The following is an 18,763-nucleotide window of genomic DNA, read 5'->3' as shown; positions in this document are numbered from 1 at the left end:
GGATTTCGGACGGTCAGAACAGCAACAGGAAGTTGTGCACGCCCAGGAATCCGTACCACGCGCCCGCCGCGAGGTACGTGGTCGTCCGGAACGCCGCCGGGTACCCGTCCGGCACCCACGAGTCGGGGAGCAGACGCTCGACGAGGAGACCGCTTTCGGCGAGGAGCGCGACGCCGACCACGGCGAGGAGGAGCGTGATGAGCGACCCGCCGACCATCCCGAACTCCTGCATGAGTTTTCGCGTGAGCCACACGGACTCGAACACGTCGTCTCGGAGGTGGAGGACGGTGACGGTGCTCACGGCGTCGAGCGTCTTTCCGGCGACGAGCGCCGCCAACAACCACGCTCGGTCCGGCGCGAACGACGGCCACTCGACCGCCGCCCCGTACCCCTCGGCGGAGCGGTTCGACATACATCCGTCCACGACCGAGTCCGACTTTGTTATGGCACGGTTAAGCCCGAAGAAGGGTGACGTTGCCGGAGGCGCATCGGCTTGGTCGACCGGCAGCCGCCGACGGAACGGTACGGGAAAACTACTTGAAACGCTCCGCCGAACCTATCAGCGAATGAGCGAGTTCGTCGTTCCGCCGGCGCTCGAACCGGGAGACAAGGTCGCCGTCGTCGCGCCGGGAACGAGCCACGCCGCGCTGTTCCCGCACGTCTACGAGTTGGGACTCGAACGCGTCCGGGAGTTCGGACTGGAACCGGTCGAGTTCCCGACCGCGACCAGATCTCCGGAGTGGCTGTACGCCCACCCCGAGGCGCGGGCGGAGGACGTGATGGACGCCTTCGCGGACCCCGAAATCGGGGGCGTCGTCGCCGTCATCGGCGGGGCCGACCAGGTGCGAATCCTCCCCCATCTCGACGCCGACGTACTCCGCGAGAACCCGACGCGGTTCTACGGGACGAGCGACAACACGAACCTCCAGACGGTGCTCTGGAACGAGGGAATCGTCTCCTTCTACGGCGGCACCCTCTTCACCGAGTTCGCCGTGCAGGGGTCGATGCACGACTACACCGCGGAGCACCTGCGCCGGGCGATGTTCGAGGAGTCGTTCGGCGAACTGCGCCCCGCCGAGCGGTTCACCGACGAGGACCTGGACTGGGAGGACCCGGAGAATCTCGACCGGCACCGCGAGATGGAACCCAATCCAGGTTGGCGGTGGCGCGGCGGGAGCGAGCGAGTCACGGGCCGGACGTGGGGCGGCAGTCTGGAAGTCGTCGACCTCCAGTTGTCGGTGAACCGCTACCTGCCCGACCCCGACGAACTCGACGGGACGGTGCTCCTGCTCGAAACCTCCGAGGAACTGCCGAGCGAGTTCGACGTTCGCTGGACGTTGCTGGGGATGGGCGAGCGCGGCCTCCTCTCGCGCTTCTCGGCGGTGCTCGTCGGGCGAGCGAAGGCGCGCTCACACGAGGTCGAGCGCCCGCCGGAGGAACGCGAGGCCTACCGCGAGCGCCAGCGCGAGGCGATCGCCGACCTCGTCTCCGAGTACAATCCCGACGCGCCGGTCGTCTTCGACCTCGACTTCGGCCACACCGCGCCGGTCGCCCCGGTCCCGGTCGGCGGCGAAGCGACGGTCGACCCCGGACGGGAGCGCATCGAGTTCTCGTACTGATAACAAGGTTCTAATAGCGAACGGGGCCTGCGTTAATACATGACCGTCGTCAGCGTCTCGATGCCGGACGAACTGCTCGACCGAATCGACCAGTTCGCCGACGAACACGGCTACACCGGTCGAAGCGAGGTCGTCCGCGAGGCCAGTCGAAACCTCCTCGGCGAGTTCGAGGACCGCCGACTCGAAGACCGCAAGCTGATGGGTATCGTCACCGTCCTCTTCGATTACGAGACCACGAACGTCGAAGAGCGGATGATGCAACTGCGCCACGAGCACGAGGGGCTCGTCGAGTCGAACTTCCACAACCACGTCGGCGACCACTACTGCATGGAGCTGTTCGTCATCGAGGGGACGCTCGACGAGATATCGACCTTCGTCGGCAAGATTCGCGCCACGAGGGACACGCTCACCGTCGACTACTCCGTCACGCCGGTCGACGCGTTCAACCCCGTCGCGGAGACGGACTGAGCGGTTTCGAGGGGGTCAGTCGGCCAGCCGAACCGAATCGCCGCTGGACACGCCCTTCGCAGTTCCGGCGGGGAGTTCGAACATCACGTCAGCTTCCGCTTTCGCTCGCCCGAGCCACGGACGCAGGCGTTCGACTCGCCGGACTTCTCCGCCCCGCGTCCACACCACGTCGAGCGGAAACGGGACGAACACCATGTGGACGTCGCGCGCGGCGACGCCGTCGAACCGAAAGGCGAGGGCGTAGTCGTCGGGAACCGACCGCCGAAACATCAGCCCCCGCGCCTGCGAGAGGAACGAGTCGGCCGTCTCGACGTTCGTCGCCAGCGTCCTCGACGCTCCGTCGGATTCGTGTACGACGCGCACGCCGCCAACTGCTCGCGGCGGAGACAAAGCTTTTGTGCGATAGCGTCCCCACGAACAGAGCATGGAGAAGACCCCGTCGGGAACCGCGGTCGGCGTGGACGACCCCTACGACCACGCCGGACTCTGCGACCACCTGACCGACGAGGGATTGTGTCGGTACGCCTTCGAACACCCGCAACACGACCCCGAGTTCGCCCGCGAACGCCGGGAGGACGAGTTCGCGTGTCCGGTCGCCGACCCCGACGGCGACTGGAACTGGAGCGACTGTCCGCACTTCCGGTGTCGCAACCGCGACCGCCGGTGCATCCGATGCGGCCTCGAAGAGCGTCGGATGGCCCACTCAGACGAGCGGCCGCTGCTCGAAGAACACCACCTCTCGTACGCGAGCGAGGGGGAGACGCTGAGCCACGAGATAACGGTCTACCTCTGTCGGTGGTGCCACGCGAAGGTCCACAAGTCGTGGGCGCGCATCGACGACGACGTGAACCCCGACCCGGAGGCCATCGCCGAGGCGGAAGGCCGTCGGAGCAGGGAGCAGGTCGAAACCGCGTTCGAGACCGCCGCAGAGCGGTACGACGACTCGACGGAGTAATCCGTCGTCGCCTGTAGCGGGTCGCTCAGCCGCTCGTGTCGGGCCGTTTCTGCCCCGCCTCCGACTGGCTCACTTTCTTCGACTCGGCGCGGTCGACCGCCCGCTTCAACAGCGACGGCGTCAGCAGCACCGAAACGATGAAGACGACCAGATACGCGACGAAGATTTGATTCCCGACGATTTTTTGCGAGACGCCGAGCGCGACGATGGCGATGCCCGACTCCGAACGCGGCAGCAGTGCGAAGCCGAAGATCAGCGAGTGTTCCCGGGGTCCCCCGGCGAGGAGGTTTCCGACGTAGCCCGCGACGAAGTTGGAGAGGAGACCGAGTACCGCGAAGACGACGATGAACGAGTTGAGCGTCAAGTCTCCTAAGTTCATCCGCGCTCCGATGGCGACGAAGTAGAGCGGGATGAACACCCCGTAGGCGATACCGTACACGTTCGACTGGAGGTCTTTCCCCTCGAGTCGCTCGTTCGTCGAGACGATCAGTCCGATGGCGAGCGCCCCGATGAAGTACGAGAGGTTCACCGCGTCGGACGCGTAGCCGAAGACGAAGAGGAGGCCCAAAATCGCGATGAAGTCCGCTTCGTCGACGTCGGACTTCGCGAGCAGGTTCGCTATCGGACCGAGGAGGAACCGATAGAAGACGGCCACGACGACGAAGAAGAGCGCGGCCAGTCCGAGCGCGGAGAGCGTGGCCCCCGTCCCGCCCCCGACGAAGAACAACGGGAGAATCGAGATGCCGAGTAGGCCGATGACGTCGTCGACCGCCGACGCGCCGAGAATCCACCGACCGTACTGCGTGTCGAGTTTGTCGAGCGAGAGCAGCGTCCGAACGACGATGGAGACGGACGTCACGGAGAGGATGAGACCGAGGTACAAGCTCGCTTCGAGCTTGAAGCCGAACCACGTTCCGATTCCGTAGCCGACCACGAAGGGGAGTATCACGCCCGAGAGTCCGATTATCAGAACCGGTCGAAACGCGGCGAGCAGTTGGTCTAAACTGATCTGTTGGTATCCCGCGTCGAAGAACAACAGGAGTCCGCCGATGGTCGCGATGAGGAGGAACGGATTGTTCTGATTCGTGCCGATGAGCATCAACACCGACGGGCCGAGCAAGATACCGGCGACGATTTCTCCGAGGAATCCCGGCTCGCCGAGCCGTTCGATTACTTCGCTCAGGACCAGCGAGAGCAGTAGGCTCGCCCCGATGACGAGGAACAATTCGAGCGAGGCCATCTACGACAACCACACCCCGGTAGCCGTCCCCTTGTCGTGCCCCATACCGTGCTCGTTGTCGTTTCAGACGGCCATAAGTATGCGGCGCGTATGCTCGTCAACGAGCCCTTGTCCGCGTCGCGAGGAAGGGGAAAACGACGCGGGCGTCGACGCATCTGAACCTATTCCGACCGTTCCGCCGGAGGGTACATGCCCTAGCGCGGCGTCGAACCGAACATGGAGAGTCTCAACCCCGCGACGGGCGAGGTGCTGGAGACGGTGGACGGGGACGACGAGGGGACGGTGGACGAGAAACTTCAGCGCGCACGCGAAACGTACGAGGAGTGGCACAGGCGGCCCATCGAGGAGCGTCAGCGACTCCTCTCGAAGGCGGGCGAAGTTCTGCGCGAGAACGAACGGGAGTACGCCGAACTGATGACGAAGGAGATGGGGAAACCCATCGACAGCGCGAAGTCCGAGGTCGAGAAGTGCGCGTGGGTCTGCGACTACTACGCCGAGCGCGCGGGCGAGTTCCTGCAGGACGAGCGCGTCGGCACCGAACCCGACGTGGAGAGCTACGTCTCCTACGAACCGCTCGGGCCGGTGCTGGCGGTGATGCCGTGGAACTTCCCCTTCTGGCAGGTGTTCCGGTTCGCCGCGCCGAACCTCACGGCGGGCAACGTCGGCCTGCTCAAACACGCCTCGAACGTCCCGCAGTGCGCCGTGGCCATCCAGGAGGTGTTCGAGGAGGCGGGCTACCCCGAGGGGGCGTTCACCGCCCTGCTCGTCGGGTCGGACGAGATAGCGGACGTGATCGAGGACGAGCGGATCGAAGCGGTGACGCTGACGGGGAGCGACCGAGCGGGCCGCTCGGTCGGCGAGACGGCCGGGAGCAACTTGAAGAAGACCGTCCTCGAACTCGGGGGGAGCGACCCGTTCATCGTCCTCCCCGGCGCGGACATCGAGGACGCGGCGACGACCGGCGCGCAGGCCCGGTGTATCAACAACGGTCAGTCCTGCATCGCGGCGAAGCGGTTCGTCGTCCACGACGACGTGTACGACGAGTTCATGGAGCGGTTCACCGAGGAGATGGAGTCGATGACCGTCGGCGACCCGATGGACGAGGACACCGACGTCGGCCCGCAGGCCCGCGAGGACCTGATGGAGGGCCTCCACGAGCAGGTCGAGGAGACGGTGGACGCGGGCGCGACCGTCGAACTCGGCGGCGAACCCCTCGACCGCGAGGGGGCCTACTACCCGCCCACCGTCCTCACCGACGTGCCGGACGACAGCCCCGCCGGGTACGACGAGATGTTCGGCCCGGTCGCGTCCGTCTTCCGGGTCTCCGACACCGAGGAGGCCGTCGACCGCGCCAACGACACGAAGTTCGGTCTCGGCGCGAGCATCTGGACGAAGGACGAAGCGGAGGCGAAGCGCCTCGTCCCCGAGATAGACGCCGGGATGGTGTTCGTCAACGAACTCGTCAAATCCGACCCCAGACTCCCCTTCGGCGGCGTGAAGGACTCGGGGTACGGACGCGAACTCTCCCGACAGGGGATTCGGGAGTTCACGAACCAGAAGACGGTGTGGGTGACGGACGTGTCGGGGAGAGAGGGGAAGGTCGAGTAGCTAGTCGGCGTCCGCCGGATCGACGACGTCTCCCGATTCCACGTCCACGCCCACCCGCTCGCAGAGGTCGGACAGCGGACACGCCTCCGGCCCGTCGAGACAGGCGGGCGTCCGGGCGGAACAGAACTCCCGGCCGAACTGGATGGAGGCCGTGTGTCCGAACCCGCACTTCGCCGCCGGAACCTCGCGCTCCAGCACCGCCCGCACCTCCTCGTGGTCGGCGTCCGGCGGCGCGACACCGAGCCGACGATAAATCCGGTGGACGTGGGTGTCGACCGGGAAGACGCCGGCCCGTCCGCCGGAGAAGAGGAGGACGCAGTCGGCCGTCTTCGGGCCGACGCCGTCCATCTCGAGCAGGGCGCTTCGCACGTCGCTCGGTTCGCCCTCGGTGACGAACCGGTCGAACCCCTCGGCCCCGCCGTACTCGGCGACGACGCGTTCCCCCGCTTCGACGAGCACGTTCGCTTTCTGGTTGTAGAGGCCCGCCGAGCGGATCGTATCGGCGAGTTCGGCGCGCTCCGCGCGGGCGAGGTTCTCCGCCAAGTCGCCGTCGCCGTGCCGCTCCATCAGCGCGTCGTGGGCCGGTTGGCTGGCCACGTCGCTCGTGTTCTGGCTGAGGACGGTGCGAACGAGGCAGGTGAAGGCGTCCTGGCCGCCGTAGGTCTTCCGCCAGTACAACTCGCCGAGTCGGTCGACGACCTCCTCGGCGCGCGTCTCGGCGTCGGCGGGTTCGAACTCGGCGGCGACGCCGCCGCCCTCCGCGCCGCCGCTGATGTTCTCGGCGGGTTCCGGGTCGTCGCTCATGGGAACCGATTGCGGCGTCGGGCTATAGAATCCGTCGGTGGTCGGCGCGCACCTCGCGCATCCAGTCGTTCAGCTTCTCCCGGTATGCCCCCTTGTCGACGCGACGCGGTGGGTCGATATCGTCGAACAGGCGCGCGATGTGCTCGTCGGCCCGCTCGGCGAGCGAATCGTCCACGAAAGCCGACTCGTCGCTTCGCTTGGCCGCGACGAGTTCGTCGACCAACTCGGCGTCGCCGAGAGCATGCGTCGAAAGCTCGCGGACGTCGGCGGTTATCGCGCGCCGATCGAGGACGTACCGCGCACCGAGCAGTCCCCGGAGCGCGTAGAGGTAGTTCTTCGCGGTCGGAGCGTACGACTCCCGGTTCGGGTCCAACCGCTTCCGGTAGTTCGTCTTCGCCATCCCGTGGTACGTTCGCGGCACGTCGAGCGGCAACTCGCCTTCGACCAGTCGCTTGAGCGCGTCGAGTTCGGACGGCACCTCGTTCACCACCTCGATGCCGTCGAAGACGACCTCCAGCGCGTTGAAGTTCGCGTCGTAGAGCAGCGAACCGAACTTCTTGAGTTCGTAGCTGACGAGGTCGACGTCCGCGTACTCCTCGAATCCCGGCGTGACCGCTCCTTGGTTCACGACGACCTGATCGGCGGGTTCGTCGAGGAGCGCGTACCGCTCGCCGTCCGCGAGGTGGAATCCCCGCACGTCGACGTCGCCGCCCGCGCTCGGAAATCCGTAGATGTGACTCCCGGCGACGGCGTAGAACGCGGGGCGATTCCTCTCGTCGTCGCGTCTAACCGCCGTCTCGACCACCCGCTCGATTCGCTCGGTGTCGGGTTCCATGTACGTTCTCCCGTTCCGGTTCGCCTCTCGCTCCCGTCTCGTCCCGGTTCGACGAGTCTACGCCTCGACTCGAATCGTCACGACGGCCTCCGCACCTTCGCTCAGCGCGGCGACGAGTCCCCGGTCGAAGCCGTCGGCGGCGAACTCGGCGCCGGTCAGGACGGTTCGGTCGTCCACGTAGTCGCTCGTCCTGCCGACCGCGCTTCGGTCGCTCTCGAAGGTGAGGTCGGAGTGCCCCCGTCCGGTGACGGTCTGTTCGTGTCCGCCCGCTTCGAAGGTAACCGAGATCGTCGCGTCGGGGTCGCGGCAGGCGTCCGCGAACTCCGGGGCGAAGTCGGCGGGCGCGCGGTCGGCCTCGACGGCGAGGATGCAGTCGCCTGCGGGCGTGAGGTAATCGTCCGTCGTCACCTCGAACGTGCTCGCGTGTCGGGCGGTGACGTTCTCGTGCCCGCGTGCGCGAATCGTCTCCTCCATGTCCTCCCTTTCGCGCCGACCCACTTCAGGACGGCTACTCGCGTCGGCGCTCGCCGGTACCGATTCAGGCGGCTACTTCGTGACGGTGACGGTCACCGCGCCGCAGTCGCACTCGTACGCGCGCCGCGTTCCTCCGGGGGTTTCCATGACGAGCATCAGGTTCGACTCCCGAAGTTCGTGCTCGCAGCCGTCCGCTTCACACGCGCATCGCAGGGTCTCTATCATACGTTCCCGTCGGTGCGCCGACCACGTTAAACCGACCCGTCCCCGGAGTGAAAGTGAAAGTGGCAGCGGGAAGGTGGTCGCGGCGGCGCTTCGAACTTCCGTCACCTCCGACGGGCGACGATAACGGCTTGCGATAGCCACGAAGCTATTTATATACCCCCCTGAACGAGGTATGCTAAGCGTTTCCACGGGTTTCGGGGCGCGTGCTAAGCGTTTCCACAGGTTTCGATGGCACAAGGTTTAAATAGCTATGCCGAATATTTGGTAATACCTGAACGCTTCCGGCGTCACGGTAGAACCGCGCGTCAACCAATGAAACGGGAATATTGTAACCGGCTGGTTGGTATTCGAAGACGAGAGTTGCGACGCTCGCGTGCGCCGGAGCGGAAGGAACCGAGGTATAACTAAGCATGGTAAGCGTAACGGAAGAGGAACTTCAGAACAAGTCGAAAGGTGAACTCATTAAACTCGCAGGACAGCTCCGCGACCGACGAAACGAGCTGAATCAGAAAGCGAGCAAGCGCGCGTCCAACCGGGACGAACTCAACGCGAAGACGCGCGAGAAGGTGGACGAGGCGCAGGAACACCGCGAGAAGCGCGACGAACTGAACGAGCAGGTTCAGGAGCACAAGAAAAAGCGCAACGAGCTCAACGCCGAGGCGAACGAACTGTTCGAGCGCGTCGAGCAGCGCAAGTCGGACCTCGAACTGGACGAGGGAAAGGACTTAGAGCAGCTCAAAAAGGAGATCGAGGAGCTCGAGTTCAAACAGCAGACCGAAGTGCTCTCCACCGAGGACGAGCGCGAACTCATCGAGAAGATCGAGGCCAAGCGCGACGAGTACCAACAGCGCAAGGAGAAACTGGACCAGAGTGACGACCTGGAAAACCTCGTCGAAGAGGCCGAGGAAGTTCGCGCCGAGGCGAGCGAGCACCACGAGAAGGTGACGGAACTCGCCGACAAGGCCCAGCAGCACCACAACAACATGATCGAGGCCTACCGCGAGGCCGACGACATCCGCGACGACGCCGACGAGATGCACGAGAGCTTCGTGGAGGCGCAGGAAGCCGCCGACCAGCACCACGAGGACTTCGTGCGCGTCCAGAAGCGCCTGCGCGAACTCGACAAGAAAGAGGAGAAAGAGCGCAAGTCCGAGAAGGCCAAGGAACGCGAAGAGGCCAAGAAGGAAGCCGAGGAGATCTACCAGCAGTTCAAGGAAGGCGAGACCCTCGACACGGAAGACCTGATGAAGCTCCAGAAGACGGGGCTGCTGTAAGCTCGATTCTACCGTCTCCCTTTTAGCGAACGTTTAACGGCGTCGACCGCGCAGTCGTGAGTATGGCAAGCGGAGACGCATCCGACAGCGGTAGCAGCGCCGCGCGCAGAACGTTCGTGCTCGTCGCCGTACTGCTCACCGTGGCGGTCGCGTGGTGGCTGTTCGTCCTCGTCCCCGACTCGCTCGAGGACCTGCTCGGCGTCGCGCTCGTGCTCGTCGTCGGCCTGTTCGGCGCGCGACTCGCCGCCCGGATCGCCGCCCGACGCTATCCGGACTACGACGTGGCCGAGGTCGCCGTGGAAGGGCCGATAAGCAGGAGCGGACGCGGGCCGGTTCCCTCCTCGGTCGGTACGCCGGCCGACGACATCGTCGAACAGATAGAGCGGGCGGACGACGACTCGAACGCGAAGGCGCTGTTGCTCCGGCTGAACACCCCCGGCGGCGAGGTCGTCCCGAGCGACGACATCCGCCTCGCCGCGCAGCGATTCGACGGACCGACCGTCGCGTACGCGACCGACGTGTGCGCGAGCGGCGGCTACTGGATCGCCAGCGGATGCGACGAACTGTTCGCGCGGGACGCCAGCCTCGTCGGGAGCATCGGCGTCATCGGCTCGCGGGTGAACGCCGTCGACTTGGCCGACAAACTCGGTCTCGCCTACGAGCGGCTCGCGGCGGGCAAGTACAAGGACGCGGGCGTCTCCCTGAAGGAGATGGGCGACGACGAACGCGACTACCTGCAGGGCATCATCGACGGCTTCTACGAGGATTTCGTCGAGCGCGTGGCGGCGGGGCGCGACATCGACCCCGCCACGGTGCGCGAGACGGAAGCCCGCGTCTACCTCGGCGACGACGCGCGCGAACTCGGCCTCGTGGACGAACTCGGCACGCGCGAGGACGTGGAGGATCGAATCGCCGAGCGACTGGGCGTGCCCGAGGTGTCGGTACGGGAGTTCGAACCGCGCCGCGCCCTGCGCGAGCGATTGAGTCTGGGCGCGCAGGGCGTCGCGTACTCGCTCGGCGCGGGCGTGGCGAGCGCGTTCGGGGACGACGGGGACGCCGTGCGCGGGTTCGAGTTTCGCGTTCGATAGACGGAGGACTCCCCGCGCTTTTACCGCGGCGCGGAGTATCACGACCATGGCGACCGAATCGGGCACCCACGAGTATCGCACGGCGCACGGCGACGAGTTCGGGCGCACCTACTTCCGCCGACTCGGCGACTGCGCGGTCTCCAGCATCGGCCTCGGAACCTACCTCGGCGACCCGACCGACGAGGTCGACGCGGCGTACCGCGACGCCGTAGAGGCGGCGCTCGAAGGCGGTATCAACGTGGTGGACACGGCCATCAACTACCGCTGTCAGCGAAGCGAGCGCGCGGTCGGTCGAGCGATCGAAGACGCCGACGTCGACCGCGACGCCGTCTTCGTCGCCACGAAGGGCGGGTTCGTCCCCTTCGACGGCGAGCGACCGGCGGACCCGGGCGCGTTCGTCAAGGAGGAGTACGTCGACACCGGCATCGTCGACCGCGACGACCTCGTGCGCGGGAGCCACTGCATCGCGCCGGAGTACCTCGACGACCAACTCGACCGGTCGCTCGACAACCTCGGACTGGACGCCGTCGACTGCTACTACGTCCACAACCCCGAGACGCAACTGCACGAAAAGTCGCGCGAGGAGGTTTACGACCGACTCGAAGCCGCCTTCACCCGACTCGAGGAACGCGCCGCCGACGGCGACATTCGACACTACGGCGTGGCGACGTGGACGGCCTTCCGGGTGCCGAAGGGCCACGACGACTACCTCTCGCTCCGGGAAGTCGTCTCGCGCGCCAGGAAGGCCGCCAAGGCGGCGGAGAACACGGCGACCCACTTCCGCGTGGTGCAACTCCCCTTCAACGTCGTCATGGCCGACGCCTTCACCGTCGAATCGCAGGACGGTCCGGAGGGCGAACAGAGCGCGCTCTGGTTCGCGCAGGAGGCGGGCCTGAACGTGATGACCAGCGCGAGCATCGCGCAGGGGAGCCTCGCCGAGGAACTCCCCGAGGACGTGGCGGCGCGACTCGACGGCGACACGACCGCCCAGCGCGCCATCAACTTTGCTCGGAGCGCGCCCGGCGTGACCTGCTCGCTGGTCGGCGCGAGCGACCCGAATCACGTCCGAGAGAATCTCGACGCCGGCCGCTTTGACCCGATGGGCGCGAACGCGTTCGACGCGGTCTTCGAGTGACGAACTACAGCACCTTCCACTCGCCGCCGCACTCCGGGCACGACCGCACCGAGAACACTTCCTCGGGGTCGTTGTGCGTCTTGAGCGATTCCCCGCACGTCGAGCACGACAACCGCCCGTAAGTGTCCTTCTCGACCTCTCCCTTTCGTAGACCACTCCGGACTGATTTCATCGCCCTGTCATACACTCGCATGTAACAAAAAGTCATCGCCGAACCGACTCGATACCGCGCCGACCTCCGCGAGCTATCTAGCATGATACTAATTGTCATCTGAATATATTAATACACAAGACATTTATCCAATCGGTAATCCCAGATACTATGACACGACGCTCCGACGGTCGCCCGCTCTCCCGAACGTCCCGCCGCGGACTCCTCGCGTCGGCCGGTCTCTGCGCGACCGGGCTGCTCGCGGGGTGTCTGGACGGTACGCCGGAGACGGCAATCACGACGACCACGACGACCGAGACGACCACGACCGCTCGGCCGCCGTCGCGCACTTCTACCGAGGAAACGACGACCACGACGACGCCGTCCCTCCTGACCGAGTACGACAGCCGGGAGCGGTACGGCTCTCCGGGGACGAGCTTCGACGCCTTCGAGAACCCCTCGTTTTGGCGCGCGCTGGAGGGGACGATGACGCCGGACTCGACGATAAAACGAACGGGCCGACAGAGCCTTCGATTGGTCGGGCGAGACGGCCACCACGTCATCCTCGAACGCGAACTGACCGAGCCGATGGATTTCACCGACCGGGACGTCTCGGCGACGATTCGAACCACCACGCCGGAGAAGATCGGGTTCTACATCTATCTGGTCGATTCGAACGACAACCACGCCGCGCTGGAGCTTCGGGATATCACCTATCGAACGCCGGACGTCGGGTGGTTCCGAATCTGCCCCGGCGTCTTCGAGGTCAGCGACGAAGCGCCCGACCTCACCAGCATCGACCGGATTCTGTTGCAGGTCACCAACGCGACCGCCGCCGACGTCGAGGCGTGGGTCGACGACGTTCGATTCCACCCCAAACCGGAGACGGGGTACGTCGTGCTCAGTTGGGACGACGGGAAGCGAAGCTACTACGACCACGCAGCGCCCGTCCACGACCGCTACGACTTCCCCGCCGTCCTGACCCAGCCGCCGCACCCCGACGACGTGCAGTACGACCTGTTCATGTCCATCGAGACGTTGCAGGAACGACAGGCGGCGGGCGACGAAGTGGTCGCTCACGGGAGCGTCGACAATCCGTTCTCCCGGATATCCGCGTCGAAGCTCGACGGCATCCTGAAACGGAACAAGCAGTGGCTCATCGACAACGAGTTCGAGGGCGCGGACTTCATCGTCTATCCCGGGAACAACTTCGACAGGACGGCGTTGGACGTTATCGGTAAGTACCACTACATGGGCGGGATGAACCAGTCGGGCAACGTCAACACGACCGGCGTGTACGGCTTCGACCCCCTCGTCCTCCCGCGAACCATCGGTCACGACCTCAGCATCGCCCGGAACGTCGTCGACCGCGCGGCCGCCTACCGCAACTGCGGCATCCTGAACTTCCACGATTTCGAAAACGACAACACGATGTCCGTCTCCGAGTACGAGAAACTCCTCTCGTACATCGACGATACGCCGGGCGTCGAAGTCATCACCTTCTCCGACCTCTGGGAGATGCGAACGAGCCGCACGTAATACCGTCTTCTTTGCCCGTTTCGGAAGCTTTGACTGCTCGCTCTCGAAACGCTCGGGCGTGTCCCGTGGACGCCTCTTCGCGTCGCTCAGCTCGATGGTCTTTCTGGTCAACTTCGCCCGCGTGGTGTTCGCGCCCCTCCTCGAACCGCTCAAGGACGCGTTTCACGTCGGCGACGCCACGGTCGGTCTCGTCGCCACGATGGTCTGGCTGGGGAGTGCTCTCCCGCGAATCCCGACCGGCTACCTGCTCACCCGCGTTCCGCGCCACCGCGTCGTCCTCGGTACGGGCGTCGTGCTGACCAGCGCGGCCGCCTTCACCGCGCTCGCGGACTCCGTCCCGATGCTCGGCGCGGGCGCGTTCCTGATGGGCGTCGCCAGCGGCGCGTACTTCATCGCCGCGAATCCGCTCGTGAGCGAACTCTACCCCGACCGCGTCGGGCGGGCGCTCGGCATCCACGGCACGGCCAGCCAACTCGCGGCGGTCGCCGCCCCGCTGTTCGTCGGCGCGGTGCTGGCGACGGTCGGGTGGCGAGGCGTCATCGGCTTGGTGGCGGTGGTCGCCGCGCTCACGACGGTCGTCTTCGTCGTCGTCGCGCGGCGAGCGAACCTCCCCGAGGCGGGGGCGGCCGACCGCGACCTCTGGACGGCGTTTCGCCGCCAGTGGCCCATCATCCTGAGCGGCGTCGCCATCATCGGCGCGACGGGGTTCGTCTGGAACGGCCTGTTCAACTTCTATCCGACGTACCTCCGCGCGGAAGGTCTCGCCCCCGGAACGGCGAACCTCATGCTCACCGTGACCTTCGCGGCGGGCGTCCCGGCGTTCTGGCTCACCGGGCGACTCGCGGACAGACTGCCCCACGTCCCGCTCATGCTCACCATCCTCGGCGCGTTCATCGCCTGTCTGCTGGCAGTGACCGCGGCCAGCGGAGTTCTCGCGTTCGTCGCGGTGTCGATAGTGCTCGGCTACGTTGTCCACAGCATCTTCCCCGCGCTCGACACGTACCTGCTGGACTCGCTCCCGGACGAGAACCGCGCCAGCGCGTACGCCCTCTACAGCGGCATCATGATGGTCTTTCAGGCGGCGGGGAGTTCGGTCGTCGGCGCGCTGACGGACGCCGGATTCGCCTTCGACGCCGTGTTCCGGACGTTCGCGTTCGGTCTGCTCGCCATCCTCTCGGTGCTCCTCGCGCTCCACCACGTGGACCGCCTTCCGACCGAGGCGGCCACGGGTCGAGAGGGAAGAACGGGATGAATCTGCGTCGCCGACGGTTCGTTTCGTCGCCCGTTCTATCTTTCAACGGTCAGTTTCCTGGCACGTGAACGCATGTTTAATTACCTCCCGTGCCTACGATTACCATACGCGCGGGGTAGCCCCCGAAGGAGTGCGCGATGCCACCATCAAACTCAGACGAACGCGACGAGGACGAACCGTCGGACCCGGTCGCCGACGACGATTCGATGCGTCGAGGTTCGGGCGTTCGGCTCGGAATCGGACTCCGACCGGTGACGGACGTGTTGAAAGGACTCGTCGACGCGGGCGCTTCGAACCCGCCGCCCGAACCGGACGAGGGACGAGACGGCGACCGCCAGCGCCGAACGGACGGAGAACCGACGCCTCGGTGGTCGAAGCCGATACGGGCGCACAGAGAACGAGCGCGGGCGGAGACCGACGAGACGCGGCACGAATCCGATGTCGATTCGTATTACGTCACCGCCCATCGTGCGGACGACGAGGTGACCGTCGTCGCCGACTTGCCCGGCGTCTCCGAGGACGACCTCTCGGTCGGACTCGCCAGGGATTCCAACGAGTTCGTCATCGCGGTGCGCGGAGCGGTCGTCCGGCGAGTGTCGCTTCCGTGGAACCGCGCCGCGGTGGACAAGGCGCGGTTCAACAACGCCGTCCTCGAGGTTCGTCTCCGTCCGCCCGGCGACGCGGGCGGCTCGGTCGAAACGTAACGTCCGGCGCTCCGCATCCGAACGCCTCCGTCGAGAACGGAGAGCGAGTATGGTCCCCTTCTGCCGACTTCACGCCCTTTTTCATCCCCCTCTTCCAAACCCCACCAATGGAGTACGTGCAGGAGCGGGTGACGACGCTTCACGACCTGACGGGGCGGGTTCCCGACGCCCCGACCGACCGCGCCGCGGTCGTCGTGCCGATGACCGAGCGCGAGCATCGGTCGCGAACCGCCGGGCGCGTCCTCTCGGAACTCGAAGCGGTCGCCCCGGGCCGCGTGGTCGTCCCGCTCCGCGCGCCGACCGACCGCGTGGGGGACGTCCACCGCTGGCTCTCGGAGTTCGACCTCCCGCTCACGGTGCTCTGGTGCAACAGCCCCCGCGTCGTGCGCCTGCTGGAGCAACACGACCTGAACGGCGACGCCGGCAAGGGCCGCGACGTGTGGCTCGCGCTCGGCGTCGCGGCCGCGGAGTCGGAGTTCGTTGTCTGCCACGACGCCGACGCGAAGACCTACGACGCGGGGGTCGTCCCGCGACTGCTCGCGCCGCTGGGGTTCGGATTCTCGTTCGCCAAGGGGTACTACGCCCGCGTCGAGGGCGAGCGACTGTACGGTCGCCTCTTCCGGCTCTTTTACGCGCCGCTCGTCCGCGCGCTCCGGGAGGCGCACGACGCGCGCGTCCTCGAGTACCTCGACGCCTTCCGGTACGCGCTCGCGGGCGAGTTCGCGGTGACCGCCGACCTCGCCGCGTCCCTGCGAGTCGAGCGCGACTGGGGGCTGGAAGTCGGAACGCTCGGCGGCGCGTTCGAACGCGTCGGGTTCGACGGGAGCGCGCAGGTCGACCTCGGCCGGTACGAACACGACCACCGAACCGTCTCCGGGCCGGGCGGCCTCTCGGCGATGAGCGAGGGGGTCGGCCGCGCGCTGTTCCGGGTGTGCGAAACTCACGGCGTCGAACCGGCCTACGGGACGCTCCCCGAACGCTACCGGGCGACCGCGCGGGAGTTCGTCCGCCGGTACGCCGCCGACGCCGCGTTCAACGGACTGCGGTACGACGTGACCGCGGAGCGCGAACAGGTCGAGACGTACGCCGAGGCCATCGAACCGCCGGGCGGCGACGCGGTGCTTCCGGCGTGGACGGACGCCCCCATCGACCCCGCGGAGGTTCGGGCTGCGGCGTCCCCGACCCTGCGCGAACGCCAACACTGATATCGGTTGCCCGACGCTTCCCGATAATGAGCAAGACGAAGGACGAACTCGCCGGAGTGGTGGACCTGTTCGGGGCGCTCACGCGCGACGAACTGGCCGAGGCGCTCGCGGAACTGGCGTTCAAGCAGGGCAAGGAGGTGGACGAGTCGGCGTTCGAGGCCGTCATCGAGGACGCCGTGACGGACTACTACCTCGTCGAAGCCGACGCCGACGGGGAGCGGGTGCTCGTCCCCGGTCCGGTCGCGTTCCCCGCGCTGCCCGAGAACGGCGAGGACCTGCCGCACATCATGGACGTGCCCGGGCGGAGCGTCGACCGGGAGGGGCTCGGCGAGCGCGTCAAGGAACGTCTCGCGGCGGAGGCCGAAACGGTCGACGGGACCGACGAGGAGCGCGCGAGCTACCTCATCGACGTGAGCTACGACCTCGAAGCGTGGTCGCCGGTCGAGGCGGACGACGTGCGCTCTCGGCTGGACGAAGCGACCGGCGACCGGGCGAATTAAGGGCGAACGGAGCAATCCATGGGCATGAACCTCGGTCGGGTGGCCGACCACGAACCGCGGTCGGTCACGGACGAGAAGCGCGACGCCGCCGTGCTCGTGCCGGTCGTCGCCCGCGAGGACGGACACCACCTCCTGTTCACGAAGCGGGCCGACCACCTCGGCGAGCACCCCGGCCAGATGAGCTTCCCCGGCGGGGGTCGGGAGCCGAGCGACGACGACCTCTGGGAGACCGCCCTCCGGGAGGGCTACGAGGAGATCGGCCTCCGGCCCGACGAGGTCGAATCCGTCGGTCGGCTCGACGACATACGGACGATAACCAACTACGCCGTCACGCCATTCGTCGTCCGGATCCCCGACCGGGAGTACGACCCCGACGAGCGCGAGGTGGCCGAGATCGCCGTCCTCCCCGTGGCCGGACTCATCGACCCGGCGAACTACGAGAACGAGCGGCGCGACCACCCCCACTACGGCGACATCGTCATCCACTTCTTCCACGTCGACGGCTACACCGTCTGGGGCGCGACCGGACGCATTCTGGTGCAGTTGCTGGAGTTGACCACCGACTGGCGCGCGCCCGAGCGGATAGACCGGTACGTCGACACCGACCCCGACTTGGGGTGAGAGCGAGTTCGGCGTTCGCGTTTCTACTTCGGTCCAGAACCGTATCGGCGCGGCCGTACTCGAATCTCACTACCGGTGTTCGCGAACGACTACTCCTCCGTCGCACTCGTTGCCGTCGCCGACAGCCTTTTGCCCGCAACCGAACTACGGGAAGGCACATGGTCGCACAGACGATGGATCGCGTTCCGCGAGTACAGTAGACGACTAGTTCTAAGTACGGGGGTCGAACGCAGATGCTGACCAGTAACCACGCCGTCGCTCGCACGGGGCTCGACGCCGCCGCGCTGAAGCCCGCGGAGTGCGACGTGCGCCGCGCGCTGGAGTTGCCCTTCGACGCCGTCACCATCGACTACGAGGGGCGAGAGCACCTCCCCGACACCGAGACGCTGGCCGAGTTGGCGGTCGAGAAGGACGTTCGCCTGACGGTGCCGGTCCGGGCCGACGGCTTCGACCCCCTCGGCGACGACTCGCTCTACGACCGACTGCCCGAGGGGGTGAAGACGGTGCTCGTCGCCGGCCACCCCGCCTACCTCACCGAGGACGAGCGGCGGCGGGCCGTCGCACCCCGGTTCGGGGCGGCGCTCGACCGCGAACCCGACGCGTGGGTCGGGACGGAGGGCGTCGAACGAGTCGCCACCGCGACCGGCGCGGCGCAGTTCGAACTCCTCACGCGCTCGACCGCCCGCGACCTGCGGGCGCTCCGGGCCGCCGGGTTCGACGCCACCGTCGCGGTGTACGCGCCGACCGTCCTGACCGACGACGAGGACGCCGTTCTCGACGCCGTCGGCGCGTACGTCGCCCGGCGCAAACCCGTCGCTCGGGCGCTCCCCGAGACCGCTCAGCCCGACGCTCGCGCGGCGGGACGCGCCCGCGAGGTGCTCTCGGCGGCGAGCCGCGACTTCGCGCTCGTCGGCACGGCGGCGGAGGTCGGCGAACGGGTCGCGGAGTTGAAAGACGCCGGCGCGGACTGGGTGGTCGGCTACCCCGCACGGGGCGTCGAATCGTTCCTCGGCTGACCGTCGGCCGTTCTCGTTCTCGTTCTCGTTCTCGCGTTCGCCGCGACACT

The 18,763-nt window shown here is 66.8% G+C and carries 22 protein-coding genes; 14 read left to right on the top strand and 8 right to left on the bottom strand.

The genetic code is table 11. The features are described from left to right. Positions 1 to 13: 13 nt before the first annotated feature. Positions 14 to 412, bottom strand: coding sequence for a hypothetical protein (locus tag LIX00_RS05950; protein WP_227355284.1), 399 nt, complete (start codon positions 410 to 412; stop codon positions 14 to 16). Between the two features lie 154 nt (positions 413 to 566). Between LIX00_RS05950 and LIX00_RS05945 the strand changes: the two genes are divergently transcribed. Continuing rightward, entirely contained in the window at positions 567 to 1,619 is a 1,053-nt protein-coding gene (locus LIX00_RS05945) for a S66 family peptidase (RefSeq protein WP_227355283.1), read from the top strand. A 39-nt stretch (positions 1,620 to 1,658) separates the two neighbouring features. Beyond that, entirely contained in the window at positions 1,659 to 2,087 is a 429-nt protein-coding gene (locus LIX00_RS05940) for a CopG family ribbon-helix-helix protein (RefSeq protein ID WP_227355282.1), read from the top strand. A 15-nt stretch (positions 2,088 to 2,102) separates the two neighbouring features. Here the strand turns inward: LIX00_RS05940 and LIX00_RS05935 are convergent, their stop codons facing one another. Next, the gene (locus LIX00_RS05935; protein ID WP_227355281.1) at positions 2,103 to 2,450 is read right to left on the bottom strand and encodes a DUF192 domain-containing protein; all 348 of its coding nucleotides are present in this window, start codon (positions 2,448 to 2,450) and stop codon (positions 2,103 to 2,105) included. Between the two features lie 61 nt (positions 2,451 to 2,511). Here LIX00_RS05935 and LIX00_RS05930 point away from each other — a divergent pair, with 61 nt between their 5' ends. Beyond that, on the top strand, positions 2,512 to 3,042 hold the full coding sequence (locus tag LIX00_RS05930; RefSeq protein ID WP_227355280.1) for a DUF7097 family protein: 531 nt from the start codon (positions 2,512 to 2,514) through the stop codon (positions 3,040 to 3,042). A gap of 25 nt (positions 3,043 to 3,067) precedes the next feature. Here LIX00_RS05930 and LIX00_RS05925 read toward each other — a convergent pair whose 3' ends face one another. Then, on the bottom strand, positions 3,068 to 4,282 hold the full coding sequence (locus tag LIX00_RS05925) for a cation:proton antiporter (RefSeq protein ID WP_227355279.1): 1,215 nt from the start codon (positions 4,280 to 4,282) through the stop codon (positions 3,068 to 3,070). A gap of 216 nt (positions 4,283 to 4,498) precedes the next feature. Here LIX00_RS05925 and LIX00_RS05920 point away from each other — a divergent pair, with 216 nt between their 5' ends. After that, entirely contained in the window at positions 4,499 to 5,890 is a 1,392-nt protein-coding gene (locus LIX00_RS05920; protein ID WP_227355278.1) for an NAD-dependent succinate-semialdehyde dehydrogenase, read from the top strand. Here the strand turns inward: LIX00_RS05920 and LIX00_RS05915 are convergent, their stop codons facing one another. The 4 genes from LIX00_RS05915 to LIX00_RS05900 all read right to left on the bottom strand — a co-directional run bounded on the left by LIX00_RS05915 (position 5,891) and on the right by LIX00_RS05900 (position 8,228). Beyond that, a complete protein-coding gene (locus tag LIX00_RS05915) occupies positions 5,891 to 6,694 on the bottom strand; it encodes an endonuclease III domain-containing protein (RefSeq protein WP_227355277.1) in 804 nt (267 codons plus the stop codon). Positions 6,695 to 6,716: 22 nt separating this feature from the next. Further along, the gene (locus LIX00_RS05910; RefSeq protein ID WP_227355276.1) at positions 6,717 to 7,529 is read right to left on the bottom strand and encodes a nucleotidyltransferase domain-containing protein; all 813 of its coding nucleotides are present in this window, start codon (positions 7,527 to 7,529) and stop codon (positions 6,717 to 6,719) included. Between the two features lie 57 nt (positions 7,530 to 7,586). Then, positions 7,587 to 8,003, bottom strand: a complete 417-nt coding sequence (locus tag LIX00_RS05905) for a DUF371 domain-containing protein (protein WP_227355668.1) — start codon at positions 8,001 to 8,003, stop codon at positions 7,587 to 7,589. A 72-nt stretch (positions 8,004 to 8,075) separates the two neighbouring features. Continuing rightward, a complete protein-coding gene (locus LIX00_RS05900) occupies positions 8,076 to 8,228 on the bottom strand; it encodes a hypothetical protein (protein WP_227355275.1) in 153 nt (50 codons plus the stop codon). A 410-nt stretch (positions 8,229 to 8,638) separates the two neighbouring features. On the opposite strand from LIX00_RS05900, the gene LIX00_RS05895 reads away from it, so the two are divergent. The 3 genes from LIX00_RS05895 to LIX00_RS05885 all read left to right on the top strand — a co-directional run bounded on the left by LIX00_RS05895 (position 8,639) and on the right by LIX00_RS05885 (position 11,725). Beyond that, on the top strand, positions 8,639 to 9,502 hold the full coding sequence (locus LIX00_RS05895) for a coiled-coil protein (protein WP_227355274.1): 864 nt from the start codon (positions 8,639 to 8,641) through the stop codon (positions 9,500 to 9,502). A 62-nt stretch (positions 9,503 to 9,564) separates the two neighbouring features. Beyond that, positions 9,565 to 10,590 carry a signal peptide peptidase SppA gene (sppA, locus tag LIX00_RS05890; RefSeq protein ID WP_227355273.1) on the top strand — a complete coding sequence of 342 codons (1,026 nt, stop codon included), beginning with the start codon at positions 9,565 to 9,567 and terminating at the stop codon, positions 10,588 to 10,590. A gap of 46 nt (positions 10,591 to 10,636) precedes the next feature. Further along, a complete protein-coding gene (locus LIX00_RS05885; protein ID WP_227355272.1) occupies positions 10,637 to 11,725 on the top strand; it encodes an aldo/keto reductase in 1,089 nt (362 codons plus the stop codon). A 4-nt stretch (positions 11,726 to 11,729) separates the two neighbouring features. On the opposite strand, the gene LIX00_RS05880 is transcribed toward LIX00_RS05885, so the two are convergent. Next, positions 11,730 to 11,897 carry an HVO_0758 family zinc finger protein gene (locus LIX00_RS05880; RefSeq protein ID WP_227355271.1) on the bottom strand — a complete coding sequence of 56 codons (168 nt, stop codon included), beginning with the start codon at positions 11,895 to 11,897 and terminating at the stop codon, positions 11,730 to 11,732. Positions 11,898 to 12,047: 150 nt separating this feature from the next. On the opposite strand from LIX00_RS05880, the gene LIX00_RS05875 reads away from it, so the two are divergent. The 7 genes from LIX00_RS05875 to LIX00_RS05845 all read left to right on the top strand — a co-directional run bounded on the left by LIX00_RS05875 (position 12,048) and on the right by LIX00_RS05845 (position 18,713). Continuing rightward, positions 12,048 to 13,415 carry a polysaccharide deacetylase family protein gene (locus LIX00_RS05875; protein ID WP_227355270.1) on the top strand — a complete coding sequence of 456 codons (1,368 nt, stop codon included), beginning with the start codon at positions 12,048 to 12,050 and terminating at the stop codon, positions 13,413 to 13,415. 94 nt (positions 13,416 to 13,509) lie between these two features. After that, complete coding sequence (locus LIX00_RS05870; protein ID WP_227355667.1) at positions 13,510 to 14,667, top strand: MFS transporter; 1,158 nt, start codon at positions 13,510 to 13,512, stop codon at positions 14,665 to 14,667. Between the two features lie 137 nt (positions 14,668 to 14,804). Then, on the top strand, positions 14,805 to 15,371 hold the full coding sequence (gvpH, locus tag LIX00_RS05865) for a gas vesicle protein GvpH (protein ID WP_227355269.1): 567 nt from the start codon (positions 14,805 to 14,807) through the stop codon (positions 15,369 to 15,371). 107 nt (positions 15,372 to 15,478) lie between these two features. Next, positions 15,479 to 16,576, top strand: a complete 1,098-nt coding sequence (locus LIX00_RS05860; protein WP_227355268.1) for a glycosyltransferase family protein — start codon at positions 15,479 to 15,481, stop codon at positions 16,574 to 16,576. A 26-nt stretch (positions 16,577 to 16,602) separates the two neighbouring features. Further along, complete coding sequence (locus LIX00_RS05855) at positions 16,603 to 17,076, top strand: DUF7109 family protein (RefSeq protein WP_227355267.1); 474 nt, start codon at positions 16,603 to 16,605, stop codon at positions 17,074 to 17,076. A 24-nt stretch (positions 17,077 to 17,100) separates the two neighbouring features. Beyond that, positions 17,101 to 17,697 (top strand): NUDIX hydrolase, encoded by a 597-nt coding sequence (locus LIX00_RS05850; protein ID WP_227355666.1) that lies wholly within the window; start codon positions 17,101 to 17,103, stop codon positions 17,695 to 17,697. A 233-nt stretch (positions 17,698 to 17,930) separates the two neighbouring features. Continuing rightward, positions 17,931 to 18,713, top strand: coding sequence for a DUF7388 family protein (locus tag LIX00_RS05845; protein WP_227355266.1), 783 nt, complete (start codon positions 17,931 to 17,933; stop codon positions 18,711 to 18,713). Positions 18,714 to 18,763 lie beyond the last annotated feature (50 nt).

Source organism: Haladaptatus salinisoli, assembly GCF_020614375.1.
GTDB lineage: Archaea > Halobacteriota > Halobacteria > Halobacteriales > Haladaptataceae > Haladaptatus > Haladaptatus salinisoli.
The sequence above is the reverse complement of the archived record's forward strand: the minus strand, read 5'-3'. Positions and strand labels throughout refer to the sequence as shown.

Excerpts from the sequence above, each read along its gene's own strand:
- LIX00_RS05915 (WP_227355277.1), bottom strand. The coding sequence starts at position 6,694 with ATGAGCGACGACCCGGAACCCGCCGAGAACATCAGCGGCGGCGCGGAG.
- LIX00_RS05880 (WP_227355271.1), bottom strand. The coding sequence starts at position 11,897 with ATGAAATCAGTCCGGAGTGGTCTACGAAAGGGAGAGGTCGAGAAGGAC.
- LIX00_RS05870 (WP_227355667.1), top strand. The coding sequence starts at position 13,510 with ATGGTCTTTCTGGTCAACTTCGCCCGCGTGGTGTTCGCGCCCCTCCTC.
- LIX00_RS05855 (WP_227355267.1), top strand. The coding sequence starts at position 16,603 with ATGAGCAAGACGAAGGACGAACTCGCCGGAGTGGTGGACCTGTTCGGG.
- LIX00_RS05940 (WP_227355282.1), top strand. The coding sequence starts at position 1,659 with ATGACCGTCGTCAGCGTCTCGATGCCGGACGAACTGCTCGACCGAATC.
- LIX00_RS05930 (WP_227355280.1), top strand. The coding sequence starts at position 2,512 with ATGGAGAAGACCCCGTCGGGAACCGCGGTCGGCGTGGACGACCCCTAC.
- LIX00_RS05860 (WP_227355268.1), top strand. The coding sequence starts at position 15,479 with ATGGAGTACGTGCAGGAGCGGGTGACGACGCTTCACGACCTGACGGGG.
- LIX00_RS05910 (WP_227355276.1), bottom strand. The coding sequence starts at position 7,529 with ATGGAACCCGACACCGAGCGAATCGAGCGGGTGGTCGAGACGGCGGTT.
- LIX00_RS05885 (WP_227355272.1), top strand. The coding sequence starts at position 10,637 with ATGGCGACCGAATCGGGCACCCACGAGTATCGCACGGCGCACGGCGAC.
- LIX00_RS05925 (WP_227355279.1), bottom strand. The coding sequence starts at position 4,282 with ATGGCCTCGCTCGAATTGTTCCTCGTCATCGGGGCGAGCCTACTGCTC.
- LIX00_RS05920 (WP_227355278.1), top strand. The coding sequence starts at position 4,499 with ATGGAGAGTCTCAACCCCGCGACGGGCGAGGTGCTGGAGACGGTGGAC.
- LIX00_RS05845 (WP_227355266.1), top strand. The coding sequence starts at position 17,931 with ATGCTGACCAGTAACCACGCCGTCGCTCGCACGGGGCTCGACGCCGCC.
- LIX00_RS05905 (WP_227355668.1), bottom strand. The coding sequence starts at position 8,003 with ATGGAGGAGACGATTCGCGCACGCGGGCACGAGAACGTCACCGCCCGA.
- LIX00_RS05945 (WP_227355283.1), top strand. The coding sequence starts at position 567 with ATGAGCGAGTTCGTCGTTCCGCCGGCGCTCGAACCGGGAGACAAGGTC.
- LIX00_RS05850 (WP_227355666.1), top strand. The coding sequence starts at position 17,101 with ATGAACCTCGGTCGGGTGGCCGACCACGAACCGCGGTCGGTCACGGAC.
- LIX00_RS05875 (WP_227355270.1), top strand. The coding sequence starts at position 12,048 with ATGACACGACGCTCCGACGGTCGCCCGCTCTCCCGAACGTCCCGCCGC.
- LIX00_RS05900 (WP_227355275.1), bottom strand. The coding sequence starts at position 8,228 with ATGATAGAGACCCTGCGATGCGCGTGTGAAGCGGACGGCTGCGAGCAC.
- LIX00_RS05895 (WP_227355274.1), top strand. The coding sequence starts at position 8,639 with ATGGTAAGCGTAACGGAAGAGGAACTTCAGAACAAGTCGAAAGGTGAA.
- sppA (WP_227355273.1), top strand. The coding sequence starts at position 9,565 with ATGGCAAGCGGAGACGCATCCGACAGCGGTAGCAGCGCCGCGCGCAGA.
- gvpH (WP_227355269.1), top strand. The coding sequence starts at position 14,805 with ATGCCACCATCAAACTCAGACGAACGCGACGAGGACGAACCGTCGGAC.
- LIX00_RS05950 (WP_227355284.1), bottom strand. The coding sequence starts at position 412 with ATGTCGAACCGCTCCGCCGAGGGGTACGGGGCGGCGGTCGAGTGGCCG.